Genomic DNA, 16,183 nt, shown 5'->3' on the forward strand with positions numbered 1-16,183 from the left:
TGCAACAACCTACATTTTGCGCGGGGTTGCTGCACTCAAAAAACCACCCACGGAAAACCCGGCGCTACGCGAGGCATGCCAATCGGCGTCAGAACGGACAGAAACGGTGTCCTTCTCGCCATGCGAACCAATCGCACGGGTAGATGCAATCGCCATCTCGTTCGTGGAAGATCGCGATCATCTCTCGCCGGATGCAGGCTAACAGGTCATCCCGATATGGCCGAGGCACCTCGGCGAGCACGACAAAGCGGCCGCGATCGTCTTTCGTCACCGATCGCCGCGCTGCAATCGCCCATGGGTTAGCGGGGCCATTTGCGACCGGGTTGTGCATCGTTCACTGGTTCAGGGTTGTCGACAGAGCCAAGCGCGCAGGGCAAGCAGGCTGCCGACCAGCGGTGCGATAGAGAGGGCGGGGACGCCGCGGAGGCGGCCGTCCCAGCGCCGCCACGCCTGTAGCGAAGCCTGCGCGGCGCCACGCAGTGGGAGGAAATAAACGCCAGGGGCTTCACGCGCCGCGCGCGATAGCTCGCGTGCCACGGGTGACCACCGAAAATTAGAGCGCATGACGGATCTCTACCGCGCAATCCTGGTTGCGGCACCTGGACGGTGCGATGGCGCTGGCACAACGCGCGGTCCAACAACGTAACGCCTTCTTAATCCACGGCACGGCAGGTGAGAGTGCCAATTACCCGGAGTGGACACCCGCATTTTACGGACCGCTTGGCACGCCCATCCGCCAGGGAAGATCGGGAATTTCTGAGGGAGATTTACTAGGTGCAGCAAAACTGCGCGAACTAGAGGTTGCTGCAGAAAATCCGGCGAGGCCCAGGCTTTCGGGACTTGTGTAAGGGATCGGGAGGATTTGGCACCTCCAACTTCAGCAGCACGTCATGCAGCATTGCACTATGCACTCCGCGCGCGAACGGGAACAGGGACAACGCGCAGGTGCTGGCCGGACCTGGCCCTGCGGCGCAGGGCCAGATTACCGAAAATTGTGCCGCTCGCAATCCTCTAACTAAGGTCCCCCTCCTGCAACAAAGGACGCCGATACGTCTCCGGGATCCGCACTATGAACAAGAATGCCACCAAGAATATGCCAGCCGCATAGTAAGCGGGTGCCAGCCTATTGTGCGTGAGCGCCAACAGATAGGTGCTCAGAAATGGCGCGGTGCCACCGAACAGAGCGTAGGCCGCGTTTACGCTGATCGATGCACAGCTCAGTCGCACACGCGTCGGAAAGAGCTCAAGCAGAGCAATCGGGAGCGGTCCCCAGAACAGGCCGCCAGCGATCGCAATCATGCCCTGTCCCAGATTAGCCGCAGCCAGGCTTCCTTGACCAGCAAGCATATAACCGGGAATCAGCGTAACGATGGATAGCACCAGTGCGCCAAGAAGGACGGGCTTTCGACCGAACCGGTCGGATAAATACCCACCAAGATTCATGGCAAGGAAAGCCAACATCAAGGCAATGCAGTTGGAAATCAAAGCATCGTTGGCACTCAGCTTCGTGGTCGTCGTCAGGTAGGTGACGAAGTAACCGGCCAGAGTGTAGAAGCCCAGACTAGACAGCGCGGAAAGTACGAACGTGAACAAGACCTCCGAGCGATACCGCTTAAGGGTCGCCAGGATGGGCTCGGGAGCGCCGCGCCTAGTCGCCTTCGTAGCCTCGAACGCTGGCGACTCTCCTACTTTCGCGCGAATATAGATGCCCACCAGCGCGAACGGCGCTCCCAGCAAGAAGGGGATGCGCCAGCCCCAGGACGCATAGCGCTCTGGCCCGAGTCCGCTAGTAACGGCCAAGACTACGAGCGCAGCGACGATGGGGCCTACGTTTGCAAAGGAATAGGTGAACGCCACTGCGATGCCGCGGCGCCTCGCTGGCGCATGTTCAGCCACGAAGGAGTTCGATCCGGTCGCCTCGCCAGCCGCTGACAGACCTTGCAGCAGACGACATACCACTAGGAGAACCGGGGCAAAAACACCAATCTGTTCGTAGGTGGGCAGCAGGCCAATCCCGACAGTGGACACCCCCATGATCAGAATGATCGCCGCGAGCGTGGACTTACGTCCGTAGCGATCTCCCAATCGACCAAACACGTAGCCACCGAACAGCCGCATGACAAATCCGACGGCGTAGACGGCAAACGTTGACAGCAATGCGGCGACCGGGTCCGAATGGGGAAAGAACAGTTTCGCCAACATGGTCGCCGAGTACGCATAGACGACGAAGTCATACCACTCGACAAATTGGCCCAGCGCCGCTGAAACGACAACCTTGCGCATCGCGTGCTCGTCCGTACCCGACGGTTGCGCTTGAACACCAGTGATGGAATCAACGTACGCCATTGCGCACCTCGCATTGCTCAGCATTGGTGTCAATAAGCATGTATCGGCGTTGGGATACGCACGGCAGGATCGTTCTGACATACGCCGCGTTCCAATGCACGCCAGCGATCACAGCACCCATAGGATCCACAATCATCGACATCCCGACGGAGTGGGGCGCTGGCTGGCAGCAGGCCACGACGTAACAGGTATTTTCGATAGCACGCGCCCGTGCGAGCGTTTCCCACTGCAAGGCCTTCAGAGGACCAGCTACCCATCCAGAGGCCACGAGCAAGACATCGGCCCCTTTCTCAATCAGCAGCCGGCTCATCTCAGGAAAGCGAAGGTCGTAGCAATTGAGCAGACCAAACTTGATGCCATCGCATTCGAAGACGACCAGTTCCTCGTAGTCCGGCTTGAGCGGAACGCGATCATGCTTCTCGCTTTCCACAAAGTTGAATGCGTCGTAGTGATGCAGCTTGTCGTAGTGAATTGGCGCGGCGCCGTCCGGGCGCAGCAAACTGAGGACGTTACGCGAACGGCCGGCCGTGGACGACGGCAGATAGAGCCCCGCGACAATCGCAACGCGATAGCGCTCAGCGTAGGCCTGTAGCGCCGCCTCAAATACGGCGCTGTGCTGCTGGGCCGCTGCGGCAATCGTCGCCGCAGGTTCAGTGAACTGAAACATCACCGCTTCTGGAAACACTACCAACGACGAGCCGTCATTGTTCGGAAAGTCTGTGCGTTCGGTGGCAGGCAGTGCCGTCCCGAAGAAGCGTTTTTCCACTCTTCTTGCCCATCTGTCGGATCTCCAAAAGCACTTTGCGGATGGCTACAGGCTGTTCGTGGCGGATTTTTCGTACGACAAGGTGATTGACCAGATCGAGGCGGCAAAGGTTGAGGAGATCGGCAAGATCCATAAGGCTTTTTCTGACATCCAGAATCAGATCCTAGGTATTCCTGTTGCGACGGTGATTGTTGCCACTCAGATGAAAGCGGCGGACAAGGTCGGCTACGAGTTCTGGGTAAATACGGCTGTGCTGATTGGGTGCTATGTGTTCGTTCTGCTAAGCGCGCTCATGCTTCGCAATCAGCTCCATACACTGGACACATTGAAGACTGAAATTACGCGAAAGCGCAATCAGATGCTGGACCAGTACAGCGAAGTCGCCGACCTCGTGACGGGCAGCTTCCCCGCTCTCTTTGCTCGGCTTAGGACGCAGCGAATCGCGTTCTACTTTGTCGGGTTCGTTCTCTTCGTCGGACTGGTTTTATCGCACGTGTTGTACTTTGCCCTTACGCAACCTGCGGCGAAGAAGCTAGAGGCCTTGCTTGCCTGTTTCAATGGGTAACCGTAGGGTGCCAATCAGTGCGCGGGGCCGAGCGTGCTCGGAGATTGATGAGTCTATTTGACTCAATTGCGTGGCATTGATTCAGCATGCGCGAACTCATTTAATCGGCGCACACATCAAGGATCTTCTGTATCAAGAGTTCGTAGCATAGAGGGTGCTCAGGAAGTTGACTTCTCTTTTGGTATGTTTCCACCCGATCAGCGTTCCACATGGAAAGAGTTCCAGAGCCTGATCAATGGCAATGTAGTCCGGGAACCTGCCATCAGGACGATGCTTGTTCTGCGATGTCGTCATTAGTACGGTCTGGTCGCGTTCGAGGAAGATTTCGAAGAATTGTTCGCGCGCGACAGGTTCCGTGGGTTTAATGTAGAGCTCGGCCGCGGTCGTGATGCGATTGATGCGGTGTCCACGTTGGATCGTGCGTGGCGGACGTCTGAACTCATGTGCCGCAAATATTTCCAAAGCCTCCCGAGTAATACCGACAACTCGCCACGACCAGGGACGCGATCCCATCAGGCTCGTCATCATCCGATTGGCATCGTTGGCAGTAAATCCCTCCCCATACGCTTTAATTGCCTTGAACTGCGCAACGTAAATGGAGTGCAGTGCTGCCCGGAGTTTGTGATCTTTGTAGATGGATTGCATGGTGGATGAGAGCTCGTTCGTCGTACGCTTGGCGGCACCTCGGTAGGGGTACGACAGCGCCAAGGGGGGCTAACCCGGGGACGCGGATTAATCGTTCGGAGCGTCTCGAAGCTGTCGCATGGGGCGTCCATGGCTGTAATAGTCAAAGTAATGGTCCCCGCCCGCCAAGGCCAAGATGATCCGATGCAGCAATACTGTGAGGAGCTTGTTTTCTCGAATCAGACGAATTGGGTCTTGCGAAGAGGTGCCCGCCCCGTGTGCGGCTCTGTTCCGGTTGCGCCAGGCCGACTTCTCCAGTTCAGTCGTCTGCAGATCGAGGCCGGAGAGAAAGCGCTCCATTAGTACATTCTGTGGTGCGGTATTTAGCCCATTGATCTTCCGATCCAGCAATTCCTTAATCTCCTCCGGAAGATTCGCTTCCTGGATGCAGGCACTCAGATTCTCTCGCAGTTGTTGCCAATCCTTGTTGTTTGTCACGAGACGCGAATCCAACTTGGTCGTGGCACGACCGTACCACGACTTTTGCAAGCCCTCAATCGTTGCGCCCAGATGCGCGGCTGCCATATGCACGGGCGCAGCTAGAGAATGCCAATAATTCCAGAAGACGGTACGCAGGTGATAGGCGTCGTATAGATTCAACAGCGTGGCGAGCTGCTTAGTTAGTCTTTCCTCTGTCAGTTCGGGAATGAACTTCAATCCGAGTGGAGCGGGCAGCCATCCTTGTAGTCGATCCGCTTCCTTGACAAGGGCATGCCCACTACTCGCGCTGAAGGCCACGGGTCGCCAAGCGTCATCGAAGGAAGTCCATCCTAAATAGATGAGGTAGCTACCGAGACAGAACGACAGACGGTCCCGAATCTTCCGCCGAAGTTCGTCATCCGGTGCTCCGATATACAGGATGTAGCCTGGTCTGCGTATGAAATTCGGCTGCGCTCTTGACGTACCTATGACTATGTCGAGGCCGTGAATGCGCAGGTGAACGCATGAGCGTGCGCTACTGCCGGTCTCGTCTGCAGCGGTTTGAATGATGTCTCCGCGCTTGCCTTGCAGCACGCGTGTTGTGCTGGTGACTTCGTTAAAGGTATCGAGATCCGGCCATCCTGCGTTCTTCGGCATGTTCTCGTACCATTCGATCAAATACTTCGCCGGCTTCTTGTTCAAACTTTCCCAGCGGAGTTGATGGCATTGGGATTCTTCCCTTGTCTCTCCGTTGCGATCTCTGTCCCATTTTCGGCTGTGCTGCAGTGGTATGACGCCGCTAGCGATGGCCACTGCTCCACTGTACCCTTCAATTCGGACCTCGTCCTCCGCTTCATAGACGGTGCCTGCGGCTCTTTCCTCGTGTACAGACGCACTGTTTCCGGCAGAGACAGTTTCGAAGACGAGTCGTAATTCATCATCTCTACGAAACGAGAAATGAGCCACAGGTCCATGCAAGGGACCATGGTCTACAACCCCATAGGTACCGTTGTTGAGGATAGCTTCACAGCATTCCCAGTCGAAACAAGTCCCACGGGAATTTTGGTCTATTTTTGGCATTGTCTTCCTGTAGGTCATTTACTTCGCAACCAAACTGGTGGCTGCGTGGGTGGTGCCGGGGAAACCCAGAAGCAGTGAACCAACATCTGCCCAGTTCGTCAGCGGCAATGCCGCGGGCCAGCGGATAGCTTCTACTTTACGACGCGTGCCAGCACAAGGGTTTCGCCGGTTTCCTGTACGCGATGTAGTTCGAGCGAGATCTGTCTACCTTCCGCCTCCATCGGGGAAAAAGACACGATCTCCGATATAGGAAGCTCGGCCCCGAGACGCGAGTAGGTGGAGACCTCATGAACGGGCAATGATGTAGCTTCGATGCGGACGGTTCCTATGAATTCGATCCTGGCTATCTGAATAGGGCCGAGGTTGGTGTCGATGACGTAGCGATCGTCTTCGGGATATTCGGCATTCAATTGCGTTCTTCTTGGCCCGGCGCCAGGCGCAAGTCCTTCATGCAACGATTCGATAGAGGATGCGACGTGCACGAATGCATTTGCCGGGGTCGTACTTACGCCATGTCGAACCGAGCGCAGGAAGGCAGTCGCGCCATTTGCTTGGTTCATCGATTCCCCGAGTGCGGCCAATGTTTCCGCGGTTTGGCCAGGCGCAGGATGCAATATCGCGGACTTCAGATCGTAGGATCTTGTAATCTGAGTAATGGCCTTCATCGACAGCCATGATTCGACATCATCGACTTGCTTGCGTGCCAGGACGCGCAGTTCGATTCCATGACCTTCAGCGAGTGCCACGGCCGCAGGGGCGAAACCCGTTGTTGAGACCGCCGTCACCTTGCCGAAGTTGAAGCGGGTTCGACGACCAATTAGCTGTTCTATCCACGCAGAGGGTGCAGGCCCATGGCTGGGGCGGTCTCGACACTCTAGCAGCCATGTCATTTCGGTACTGCCGAAGCGGCCCGAGACGAAAATGTCGAACTCGGCGACAGGGCTCCCGTCGCTGTCGAAGATTTTCTTGCTTTGCTCGATTGTAAAACCCTCGCCCATGAAGTATTCCTCGATCGTCTTAACAAGACTTTCCAGGCGCTTTCCGTCAGATGGCATGATCGGCCCTTTGAGGATGTCGTTGGTACCTGCACGATTAACGGACGTCATTAAGCTACTGGTTCGTTTCCCCTGCGTCTGGGTCAATATATCGGTGCGTAACGGCGTGCAACTGCATAAGGATAACAAGCTACACGCCCATGGCGTCGTCAGGAATTACGGCGCGCTCCATGCTGCGAGAGTCATACGCAGGCGCATCTTCGCAACAAAGTAGGAGGGTATGGTCCGCAGCGGTCGCGGCAGCGGCAGCCAAGCTTAGGTTTAGCCCCGTAGTGACGGGGCTGACTCATAGAACGTGCGCGGTGACGTCCATATGGGAGCCGTGGTCGCATGGCCCGTCAGTCGAGTCGGTGCAGGCGATGAGGGCGTTGCGTTGGCACGTGGTGAAGAGTCGAGATCACCGCGCCACGCGCGGCGGCAGACCACTGGGTAGCGCCTATTTATGTTAGTCCCCGGCTCACTTGCGGCGAGTAGAGCGCCGGAGGTCTGGCACAAAAGGCTGGTGGTCATCTCGGATATTTTCCTCAGACTTTGTTGTCGGCTAGCTGAGTATCGCATTCCAGTACCATTAGTGTGTGCATGGATTCGACCCGGCGATAACCCGTTGTATGGAATGAACTTTTTCCCTTCTCCATTTTTCTTGTGTGGGTTTCTCAGTCTTTATTGTTTGGGTACATTCGGACGACGCGGCACGACTGGATGCGGCGGCACTGGATCGGACGTACCATCATGTCCGGCTACATTAAGATCCAGCCAGACACCTACCATCCTGCGATGCTTGGGCAGCTGCGGCGATTCATGCTGCAGTTGGATTTCGACGAAGAGCAGCGCGCAACCGCCGCCGGCGAAGCGCCAAAGTTCCGGTTGCTGCCACTCGACCTGATGATCGCAGTTGACGCCATGCAGTCCCTGAATGGTGTGGCAAGGCCGTTCGCGGCGTGGGCCGACCTGCGGAATATACGGACTCGCGGCGTTCGGTACGACATCCCAGATGTGCCGGAGGTCGCGCAGACACCGATTCCTGCGGCGCGTTTTCTGCACGTCGGTGACGACTGGGACGATTCAGCGCCTGATTCGGGGGGGACTGGCCTGCGTGACCCCATGCGGGAAGCGCTAACAGAAGGAAGCTCTTGTGCTTCGGAAATCGTCACGACGGATGACGGCCGCGCCATTCTGGACCTTCCGACAGCGCAGCGGTTTGATGTTGACCCGGAATCCGCAGCTTTCATCGCGGACTTCGAGGTCGATCGTCTGCTGTCGATGCACGACGCTGGTAATGGGCCCGGATCGATTACTGCGGGATACCGTTGGTATGTGCACTACGGTTGTTTGACGCTGTCGCATTCGCAAATGGCAGAGCACGATGAGATAGCGAGACGAACGGCTTTCAAGGACCGGCTCGGTCTTACTGATAGCTATGATGTTCGGGACGTACTCGCCAGATCTGTGCCAGTGGAAGATCTATCGCCCCAGGCGCGAGAAGCTTGGGGCGTCCACGGGATCCACCAGGCCCAGCTCACTCTCTGCTAGCCCTTTACAAAGCCCCGGCGTCGCGAGACGACCGGGGCTTTCTTATTTCGGATTGTGGGATTCCGAAGCATAAATCTTGAAAGCTCGGATAAAACATACCTCTTTTTACGGAAATCTAGAGGCGAGAATGGGAAATAATACGCGAACCTTACTTGGAAGGACCGAAAGCTATGCTCGATGCATTGATGTTCGCGGCTGCCGCTCTGGGTGCTGCGCAAACCGGAGGCGCGGTTCTTGCCTTTGTTGTGGCCGCATATGCGCACATCCCGGTGGTGGGTGGGCTCGTACAGGGGTACGTCGAATATATTGGACCTCTGGGTGCTTCAAGAACAGAAAATGTCCTCGCCGGCCTAGTCGCTTTCCAACTTATCGTACTTCCCGGTAGTGCCATCTACGGCCTGCGTCTTATTTGCAAGGCTGTGCGCCTTTTGTGGACCGACTTTGCCAGCCAGAGACGACCTGCGACCCGCAGTTAAGGGGGGAACGGGCCGATCGAGCTAACGGCGGAACAGACTTCAGCGGTTGCGACCGCCCGGCTGGAGTGCTGACTTCGTTGCTGCATCCATTCCAGTTACCGCTACATCTGGTCACGACATGGCGGGGTCAGCCGGGGCGCAAGGACGATCCGCTGCATGAGACGATGGGTGAAATCACGCACGAGCTACTGGCGCTGATCGGCTTCGTCTCGGAGACAATTCCCGACTCCGCCGACGCGTGGCGAGGGGTATGCGCTGGGAACGGACCCGCGCGCGCCATCGGGTGGCGGAGATCGGAAAGAATATGGGAATCCTCACTTGGATCTAGATGATGAGCGACAGCACAACTATCGTCCCGACTGCAAATAATTCTGTGCAACACGCCCGCTACGAAAGTTTTCGCCTCACTGAGCACGAGACTTCCGCAATACTTCGCGTGGGCCATCCAGCTGGAACCCTCTCGGTCAATCAAGCGGCTGTGGGCGACGCATTGAGGCGCATCCCTACCGCGATCTTCACTGCGACGACGGATATCAGTTCGATACGCGCCGTACGCGGCAAGACAAGCGATGCGGTTCGTCGGAACGCGAACTCGAAGATCTACCTGAAGCCGTGACGCGGGATTGGGAACCTGGCCCCCGTCATCCGTTGACGATTTGAGGAACAAAGCACTCGTGGTTAGATTCCTTCTTCGCCTCGCACGAGGTGACGCATTCTTTTGCGCCGATTCACAACTGTTCTCCCCGGCACGCCGTCGGGCAAAAGATCGTCAAAGAGCGAAACGGACACTCGCTAAGAATCTCTCGCATCTCGAGCCAGTTCGAGTAGGAAAAGCAGAGTCCGTCGCGGTGTGCCCCGACTGGATCGGAATGCCTAAGATCGCCACATGCGGTCCATGGAGCGTTTGCCTTTCGAGACACGTCGCGGTTTCGATCGGTAGCGACTTACGCGTGGTCGGCAACCGGGTCCGTGTAGATGGGACATGGCACTACACACAATGGCGAGTGTCTCGCCAACGGGTGTGGGTCAATGCGGGACTCGCTTTTGCCAAGATGTTGCTCTTGGCCGGTGCAATGTGGACGGGGTGGAAGTTCTCTATAGCCCTACTCGGAGTCTTGTTTGCCCCCTTTTTGAGGGAGACTCAAGACTGGCCGTCCGTCCTGGCGTATGGTGCCGCTGCCCTGTGCCTTATGAGCGCGGAACGAGTCCTTGCTCGCATTCCTAAGGGATTGCCGAGAGTATGGATGACATCCAAATCGGCTCGCGCACCGGCGATGGAGCATGGCGATGGCGGCCAGAGACAGGCGAAATTCCCTGAGCCAGATGTCTGCTTTCCGACGCGAAATGGCTGAAGCCGCGACAGAGGAAACGCCTATGGCAACGCCCAAGATCAAGAAGGTGTTCTACCTGCCGCCTGACTATGGCTTCTTTCCGATGCTCGTCGGATTGGGCGTGGTTGCAGTGGTTGTTCTGTTCTGGCCTCAAGAGCCGCATACGGCGAAATGGTATGCGGAGCATCTCGACGCCGCGCGGGTAGCTCAGACGCAGTGTGCACGCCTAGCGAGTGCTGGCACGCAGCTCTCCGAAAGGATGAAAACAGAGTGCGAAAGCGTTGGCAATGCACTGCACGTAATCAATCAACGCGTGCCGTAACGAGGCTCACAGGTGTTTAGCTCCACCACTCTTGACACACGGAGAAGGAACAATGTTTTTCTGGAACAGAAGAGTTGTCGCGGAAGTACGCAGAATCCTGGGCTGGTCTGGCGGAGGAGTGCACAAGCGAATCGACGAGAATCGAGAGCTACTTGAGCTGCTGCGGGATAAGGCCCCTGAGTTTGTCCAAGAGCACCCTTGGATCGTCAACTGGTTACAGTCTCAAGACGAATTTTTGTCGGAACTTGCTTCGGCTGTGCCAATCATGGAGGGGCGCTTCCTGGCTCAGACTCGCAATCCAGTAGGAGTGTTCCCGCGCCCCTGGCCAGCTGAGATTTTTGCTGGCCACGCGTACACCGTCGACCCGGCACAGGATGGAATGAGCCGTGTTGGGTTGGCTCCCGCGCAGGAGCCGAGCACTCGCCGTTGAGTCGGCGGTCAGAGTAAACGAAAGGCCCGACTGATGCGAGTCGGGCCTTTGTCGTTTTTGAGGATGCGTCGAATTACAGCGCCGCGTCCTTCAACTTCTTCAGCGGACGAACCTTCACCTTAACGGAAGCCGGCTTGGCCGCGAACCATTGGTCCTGGCCGGTGAACGGATTTTTGCCGAAACGCTTCTTGGTCGCCGGCACTTGAATGGCCGACACCTTGAACAGGCCGGGGAATGTGAATTCGCCCGCGCCCTTCTTGTGGATGGCGCTGGTGATCGTGTTCTCGAGGTGGGCAAGCACGGTCTGCACCGTCTTCTTGTCCAATTCGGTCTGCGTAACCAGGTGCGCAAGGAGGCTGGACTTGTTGAACGTGTCCTTCAGCGGCTTTGCCACGGGTGCAGCAGCTGCTTTCTTCGCTGCGGGTGCAGCCTTCTTCGCCGGCGCTGCCGGTTTCTTTGCCGCAGTCTTCGGGGCGGCCGTCTTCTTCGTTGCCATGGAGCTCCTGTTTCGAGAATGCCGGCACCGTGCCGGATCGGCAGAGCTTAGCGAAGATGACAGGCACTTTGCAACGGGGAAATCGCTAGTCGGGCGCCTTTCCCACAGCCTCATAGCGCTTACGTTTGTGCTGATTCTTCGCGACGATGGTATTGAGGATCGCGCAGGATGGGCACCAGTGACCGGCCTTCACTCCAGAGGGCGTCGCGTCCCAGACGTGGCCACGATGACATTCCCACTTGAGTTTGGCTTTTCCGTGGCGGTAAGTGTCTGACAAGCAAATGCCGCCGCGCTCCCGCGCCAAGGCGTGCATGGCCTCGATGCCCAGCTTTTGCCCCTCGTTGCGGCAGATCCTGCACCAGCCGCCCTGGAGGACGTTGTTACCGAGCGCTTCCCATTCGTGGCCAGCCGCGCATCGGAAACGGTAGAAAGCGCTGGTTCCATGGTAAGCGGTACTTAAACACCGGCCTCCGCGCTCGTTGGCCGTGCCCTGTATGCGCGCCAGGCCGTCTGCATCGGTCCGTTGTGCTCCTAATCTGGTATCGGTGCACGTCCGGCACCAGTTGCCTTGTTTTAGAACCTTGTAGCCCATCGCTTCCCAACGGTGGCCAGCCGCGCATTCAAATGGGTAATGGTCGCGGCCAGTCTTCCAGGCGGCCGCGAGGCACTTGCCCCCATGCTCGGCCGCTTTGGCGTGCAGGTCGGCCAAGCCGTATTTTGAGGCTTGCCGGTGCGGCCGAGGCTCGGTTGGCTTGCCGGCGCAACGGGGACACCAGTAGCCCGCCAACACGCTCCGCCCTTCTGGATTCCATTCATGCCCATGCTTGCAGCGAATTCTATGGAGCGCCGCGCCACCAAGAAATCCACCGTCGGTCAGGCACTGTCCGCCGCGATCCGCCACGAGCTTGTCGAACTTCGCTGCAATGCTCGCGCGGCTGCATTCAGGGCAACCGGGCGCCTTGTACAGGACGCCGTAGGCGCGGCGCTCGAAGCGATGCCCATTGGCGCATTCAAGGAGAATCTTGGCGCTAACGCCTTGCCATACCGTCGCGTGGCAGGCGAGGCCTTGTAGCGTGGCGGCGGCCTGTAGGCGGGCAAGGGCCATCGTCGCGCGGCGCGACGGTGGGGAGTTGGCTTGTTTCACGTTATCTGGAAGGGGATCTTGCGTCCCTGTCATGGTTCCGACTGCGCGAAGCCTATCATCCCATGTGACATTACTGGGCGCGGATTATCCGCCGGTCCACCACCTTCCACGCCGCGTTGCGCCTCCTTTCATAGGCGTTTCCGAGAACGCCTGCGTAACAAGGGATTCATCGATCTCGGCAGCGCCTGGGGTATGGCCTGACTTCGTGTTTGTGTGCGAACAGGGCTTTCAATGTTTGTGATGCATTTTTCAAAATTTTCGACCAGAGCGAGAAACCGGGTTGTTACGTCGGTACCACCAGGCCGATGTGCGTCCAGGAACCTTGCACGCGAGAAAGGTGCGACATATACGCGTCCATTTGGACTTTTCGGAAAGAGCCACCAGAGCCAAGGACTTCCACCAAGATCAAATAGTACCGGCGCTTTCGTGTCACCCCACTCCCGCAACAGAGCACTTTGCTCAGGGAACGGAATTCTAGTAATCAGCAAGTCTGCGTCCAGAGGCTTGCCTGCTCTTATTGCTTTAAGAAAGTGTTCGCCGTCCTTCTTTCGTCTTGTCCCATCGACAACCCAAACGAGCTTTTGATAGAAGGCGTTGCGAGCCTGACGTTCCTCGGGCTTCAGGTACGAATGCTGGAATTCAATTACCCATCCATCATCGGTTTTCACATCCGCAATGTGCCGCTCGCCATCTTCTGCTCTGTGGACAACCTCCTGCCAGTTGCTTGGGAACTCGTTCTTCCACGCGCGATGCCATTCCGTTTCGTTCTCCCACCATGGGTCGCAGACGCGTTTCGCTTGATGGGCCCAGTGCCATGCCTTTAAGGTTCCGCACTTGGCGATCATCAGGCTTCCACAGGCTTCGCAGTTGCCTAGAAGGCCGCGCGCCGCTTCGTGGCGCTCACCTTTGACGGTTGCAAATTTCATGGTCTGCTTGGGCTATTGGGGTGCGAAGCAATGGCAGATGTTGGGGCGTGCTGCGAACCCGCTACCCACTATAGGAGACGGTGATCCGACTGTGGAGCGCGAAGCGAGTTGACGCCAGGAGGGAAATGTTAGTGCGGCACAGAGCAACCGATCGGATGCTGCTAATCCGGGATACGGTTAAACGACTGGCCGCAGTCTGTCCTCCCAAGGGGGCAATCTCGGCCTTATGCCCCGTCGAGAGTGGCGGCAATGCGCTCAACCGTCCTGTTGCTGGCCAAGCCCAGCCGCTCCGTGACGGCATCGGGGGCAACGCCACGGATCAGCAGGCGCCGGCAGTACGTGTTGCGGAGGATTCTCGGGCTCATGTCCTCGGAATCTTGTCCGATGGAGGCGGAGGCCTCTCGTACGATCTTTCCGAGGCTCATGTCCGTGATGGGCGTGCCGGTCCGCTTCAGGGTGAATAGGAGATCGCCAGCGACCGGCCAGTCATGCCGTACCGCGTGCCATGCGCTCAAAGGGGCTATGGCGAAGGGCTCAAGATGGATGGTGCGGGAGATTTTCGGCGGACGTGCCGGTACGTGCAGGTAGGGCGGGGCGGCGTTCGGGTGTAGGTCCTCAAATCGAGCAGTACGCCCCTCGCTGGCCGTGACGCCGGCGCCCAGGAAGAGCGCAACGATCGCACGTCTCTGGAGAGTTTCCGGCGAGTCAGCGCTGTGCGGCTGTACGAATTCCTGTAGGCGCTGGTCGACGTCTTCGGGAAGGAAGAGGGCATCGGGATCTTCCGTAGGCCAATGCTGACCACGAACGAGATCGCTGGCAGGGTTGGCATCGCGGATGCCGATGTCGACCAGATGCCGGCACAGGCGATCGATGAGCTTGAGATAGCGCATGCGTGTCGCCGGCGAGTATGCGGTGGCGTCGGCATCAAGCCAAAACCCATCGAGCGCGTCAGCGCCGAAGTTGGCCACCGTCATCCCGCGGCCGACCAAGTATCGGTTAAATCTGTCGAACATTGCCCGATGCTGGACGATGGACTGCTGCGCGAACGGTCGCCGGTCAGCGCCGGCGGCTTCGCGTGCTTGCCAGTCAGCGTAGGCGCGTGCGGGGTCAAGGTGCCAGAGGGTATCCATAAGAATTTATATACTGAATATTGCGTCCCCCGACAACCCCTACCGCATCTTCGATGCGGTTATTGCTAGCAAACGCGGGGGGTAGGCCCACAGCACCCGCCGCACGGCTTCGGACACCAGCAAGCGATATCCACCTGGAGACGACGCGCGGACGGCCAGCAACTATGTCGTCGACATCGGCACATGCGGTCGGGCCGGCCGGTCCGACGAACAACTCGTTCAGGACGGCGCGTTTCAGCGCGTGCCTGCCCGGGCCGGGCTCGTTGAAGAGAATGTGATCGCCGACTGCAAAGGTCCCAAACCGCCGGTACAGCGGCTGCCCGTTCGGGTGGCAACCAATCTGGTCTGCGAGGGTGGGCGCCTGGCCTTCGAGAAAATCGGCAAGCTGCGAACGCTGATAACCGATCCCTCCGTGAACTTCATCGACGGGAAGCTCCGGCTTGCCAACCACGCCAATCGCGGCACGCATCACACGCCGGTAGTGCTGTCCGCCCGCCAGAAACACCCTGCTGGCTCGGCTGGGCCAGGCCACTTGGACGGGGTCATGCCAAGATGCGGTCAATCGGCTATCATAAGCCATGGGGTTATATAGACAAGCAAAAACATTCCCGTCAGTTATAACGCTGGTCTAGAATTTTGCCACCATCCTCGGCTAGACTGGCTGGCCCTTCAGAGATTGCCGAGATCCTGTATGGCCACCGTCGAGCGTACCGCCTACCCGCGTTTCCCGAAGGTTTTCTCCACCAAGGAGCTACAGGCGTGCTACACGCCGGATGCCGAGGAACTGGAGTGGGCCACCCGCTCAACCCGTGGTCAAGGTCCGCGACTTGGCTTGCTGGTGCTGCTGAAGGTCTTCCAGCAACTGCATTACTTCCCCAACCTGGACAGCATTCCCGTCGTCGTGATCGACCACGTGCGCGCCAGCGCTGGTCTGGCGCCAGATGCCGCGTTTGGCTATGACCGCAAGCTGTCCCCCACGCTGTACCGGCATTACACGGCGGTGCGCGAATTTCTCGGCGTCCAGCCCTATATTGGCACCGATGCCAACGAGGTCACGATCCGCGCCGCGCGCGAAGCCGCGGAAACGATGGACCAGCAGGTGGACATCATCAACGCCACCATCGATGCGCTGATCCTGCACCAAGTCGAGCTGCCAGCGTTCTCCACCCTAGACACAATACTGTTCAGATAGTATTTTTAAAGCCATAATCCTCATCCATCGAAGCTTCAATGGATGAGGGTGATGGCCAGAACACGCAAGACGCTGCCGTCGAGAGTTGACGTTGCGCATTTGATCAGCGCCGGGGTGCTGGCCAGCGTGTGTCCACGGACGTTGATCGAAGAAGTGTTGGCCGAGACCGGCAAGGCCAGCCAGCGGGAGCGGCTGCTGCCCGCGCCGGCAGTGGTGTATTACGTGATGGCGCTGGCGCTGTGGCGCGAAGCGCCGCTGGAGGAAGTGCTGCGCGTGGTGTGCGAAGGCCT

14 protein-coding genes and 1 pseudogene are annotated in these 16,183 nt (G+C 58.1%); 5 read left to right on the plus strand and 10 right to left on the minus strand.

Annotated elements, in window-relative coordinates:
- Positions 1-1,011: 1,011 nt before the first annotated feature.
- Together D9X30_RS07920 and D9X30_RS07925 are read right to left on the minus strand one after the other, a co-directional pair.
- Positions 1,012-2,346 (minus strand): MFS transporter, encoded by a 1,335-nt coding sequence (locus D9X30_RS07920; protein WP_170292626.1) that lies wholly within the window; start codon positions 2,344-2,346, stop codon positions 1,012-1,014.
- Entirely contained in the window at positions 2,333-3,112 is a 780-nt protein-coding gene (locus D9X30_RS07925) for a nitrilase-related carbon-nitrogen hydrolase (RefSeq protein ID WP_150981929.1), read from the minus strand. Before D9X30_RS07925 ends, D9X30_RS07920 begins: the two co-directional genes overlap by 14 nt.
- Between D9X30_RS07925 and D9X30_RS07930 the strand changes: the two genes are divergently transcribed.
- A complete protein-coding gene (locus tag D9X30_RS07930) occupies positions 3,066-3,677 on the plus strand; it encodes a hypothetical protein (RefSeq protein ID WP_150981930.1) in 612 nt (203 codons plus the stop codon). The two genes, D9X30_RS07925 and D9X30_RS07930, sit on opposite strands and share 47 nt — an antisense overlap.
- 132 nt (positions 3,678-3,809) lie before the next feature.
- On the opposite strand, the gene D9X30_RS07935 is transcribed toward D9X30_RS07930, so the two are convergent.
- The 3 genes from D9X30_RS07935 to D9X30_RS07945 all read right to left on the minus strand — a co-directional run bounded on the left by D9X30_RS07935 (position 3,810) and on the right by D9X30_RS07945 (position 6,967).
- Positions 3,810-4,322: a hypothetical protein gene (locus tag D9X30_RS07935; RefSeq protein ID WP_150981931.1), complete on the minus strand. Its 513-nt coding sequence runs from the start codon at positions 4,320-4,322 to the stop codon at positions 3,810-3,812.
- Positions 4,323-4,409: 87 nt separating this feature from the next.
- On the minus strand, positions 4,410-5,879 hold the full coding sequence (locus D9X30_RS07940) for a hypothetical protein (RefSeq protein WP_150981932.1): 1,470 nt from the start codon (positions 5,877-5,879) through the stop codon (positions 4,410-4,412).
- Positions 5,880-5,992: 113 nt separating this feature from the next.
- Positions 5,993-6,967: a hypothetical protein gene (locus D9X30_RS07945; RefSeq protein WP_150981933.1), complete on the minus strand. Its 975-nt coding sequence runs from the start codon at positions 6,965-6,967 to the stop codon at positions 5,993-5,995.
- Positions 6,968-7,645: 678 nt separating this feature from the next.
- Between D9X30_RS07945 and D9X30_RS07950 the strand changes: the two genes are divergently transcribed.
- The gene (locus D9X30_RS07950; RefSeq protein ID WP_194946607.1) at positions 7,646-8,446 is read left to right on the plus strand and encodes a hypothetical protein; all 801 of its coding nucleotides are present in this window, start codon (positions 7,646-7,648) and stop codon (positions 8,444-8,446) included.
- A 1,850-nt stretch (positions 8,447-10,296) separates the two neighbouring features.
- Positions 10,297-10,575 (plus strand): hypothetical protein, encoded by a 279-nt coding sequence (locus D9X30_RS07960; RefSeq protein WP_150981934.1) that lies wholly within the window; start codon positions 10,297-10,299, stop codon positions 10,573-10,575.
- A 503-nt stretch (positions 10,576-11,078) separates the two neighbouring features.
- Here the strand turns inward: D9X30_RS07960 and D9X30_RS07965 are convergent.
- From D9X30_RS07965 to D9X30_RS07985, 5 genes are all read right to left on the minus strand, one after another.
- A complete protein-coding gene (locus tag D9X30_RS07965; protein ID WP_150981936.1) occupies positions 11,079-11,501 on the minus strand; it encodes an HU family DNA-binding protein in 423 nt (140 codons plus the stop codon).
- An 85-nt stretch (positions 11,502-11,586) separates the two neighbouring features.
- Positions 11,587-12,645, minus strand: coding sequence for a hypothetical protein (locus D9X30_RS07970; RefSeq protein ID WP_150981937.1), 1,059 nt, complete (start codon positions 12,643-12,645; stop codon positions 11,587-11,589).
- Positions 12,646-12,773: 128 nt separating this feature from the next.
- Positions 12,774-13,571, minus strand: coding sequence for a competence protein CoiA (locus D9X30_RS07975; protein ID WP_150981938.1), 798 nt, complete (start codon positions 13,569-13,571; stop codon positions 12,774-12,776).
- A 224-nt stretch (positions 13,572-13,795) separates the two neighbouring features.
- Complete coding sequence (locus D9X30_RS07980) at positions 13,796-14,701, minus strand: tyrosine-type recombinase/integrase (protein WP_194946606.1); 906 nt, start codon at positions 14,699-14,701, stop codon at positions 13,796-13,798.
- Entirely contained in the window at positions 14,679-15,170 is a 492-nt protein-coding gene (locus D9X30_RS07985; RefSeq protein ID WP_153950003.1) for a hypothetical protein, read from the minus strand. Before D9X30_RS07985 ends, D9X30_RS07980 begins: the two co-directional genes overlap by 23 nt.
- A gap of 222 nt (positions 15,171-15,392) precedes the next feature.
- Here D9X30_RS07985 and D9X30_RS07990 point away from each other — a divergent pair.
- Both D9X30_RS07990 and D9X30_RS07995 read left to right on the plus strand, forming a co-directional pair.
- A pseudogene (locus D9X30_RS07990) lies at positions 15,393-15,881 on the plus strand (DUF4158 domain-containing protein); the annotation flags it as partial.
- A gap of 54 nt (positions 15,882-15,935) precedes the next feature.
- Positions 15,936-16,183, plus strand: a 248-nt coding sequence (locus D9X30_RS07995; protein ID WP_194946524.1) for a transposase domain-containing protein, incomplete at its 3' end; no start/stop codon positions are given.

Origin of the sequence: Cupriavidus sp. U2 (assembly GCF_009663685.2) — a bacterium.
GTDB classification, from domain to species: Bacteria; Pseudomonadota; Gammaproteobacteria; order Burkholderiales; family Burkholderiaceae; genus Cupriavidus; species Cupriavidus necator_C.

What these genes read in the sequence shown, in the direction of transcription:
- D9X30_RS07940 (WP_150981932.1), bottom strand. Translation starts at nt 5,879, where the DNA reads ATGACCTACAGGAAGACAATGCCAAAAATAGACCAAAATTCCCGTGGG.
- D9X30_RS07975 (WP_150981938.1), bottom strand. Translation starts at nt 13,571, where the DNA reads ATGAAATTTGCAACCGTCAAAGGTGAGCGCCACGAAGCGGCGCGCGGC.
- D9X30_RS07950 (WP_194946607.1), top strand. Translation starts at nt 7,646, where the DNA reads ATGTCCGGCTACATTAAGATCCAGCCAGACACCTACCATCCTGCGATG.
- D9X30_RS07935 (WP_150981931.1), bottom strand. Translation starts at nt 4,322, where the DNA reads ATGCAATCCATCTACAAAGATCACAAACTCCGGGCAGCACTGCACTCC.
- D9X30_RS07960 (WP_150981934.1), top strand. Translation starts at nt 10,297, where the DNA reads ATGGCAACGCCCAAGATCAAGAAGGTGTTCTACCTGCCGCCTGACTAT.
- D9X30_RS07965 (WP_150981936.1), bottom strand. Translation starts at nt 11,501, where the DNA reads ATGGCAACGAAGAAGACGGCCGCCCCGAAGACTGCGGCAAAGAAACCG.
- D9X30_RS07985 (WP_153950003.1), bottom strand. Translation starts at nt 15,170, where the DNA reads ATGCGTGCCGCGATTGGCGTGGTTGGCAAGCCGGAGCTTCCCGTCGAT.
- D9X30_RS07945 (WP_150981933.1), bottom strand. Translation starts at nt 6,967, where the DNA reads ATGACGTCCGTTAATCGTGCAGGTACCAACGACATCCTCAAAGGGCCG.
- D9X30_RS07980 (WP_194946606.1), bottom strand. Translation starts at nt 14,701, where the DNA reads ATGGATACCCTCTGGCACCTTGACCCCGCACGCGCCTACGCTGACTGG.
- D9X30_RS07920 (WP_170292626.1), bottom strand. Translation starts at nt 2,346, where the DNA reads ATGGCGTACGTTGATTCCATCACTGGTGTTCAAGCGCAACCGTCGGGT.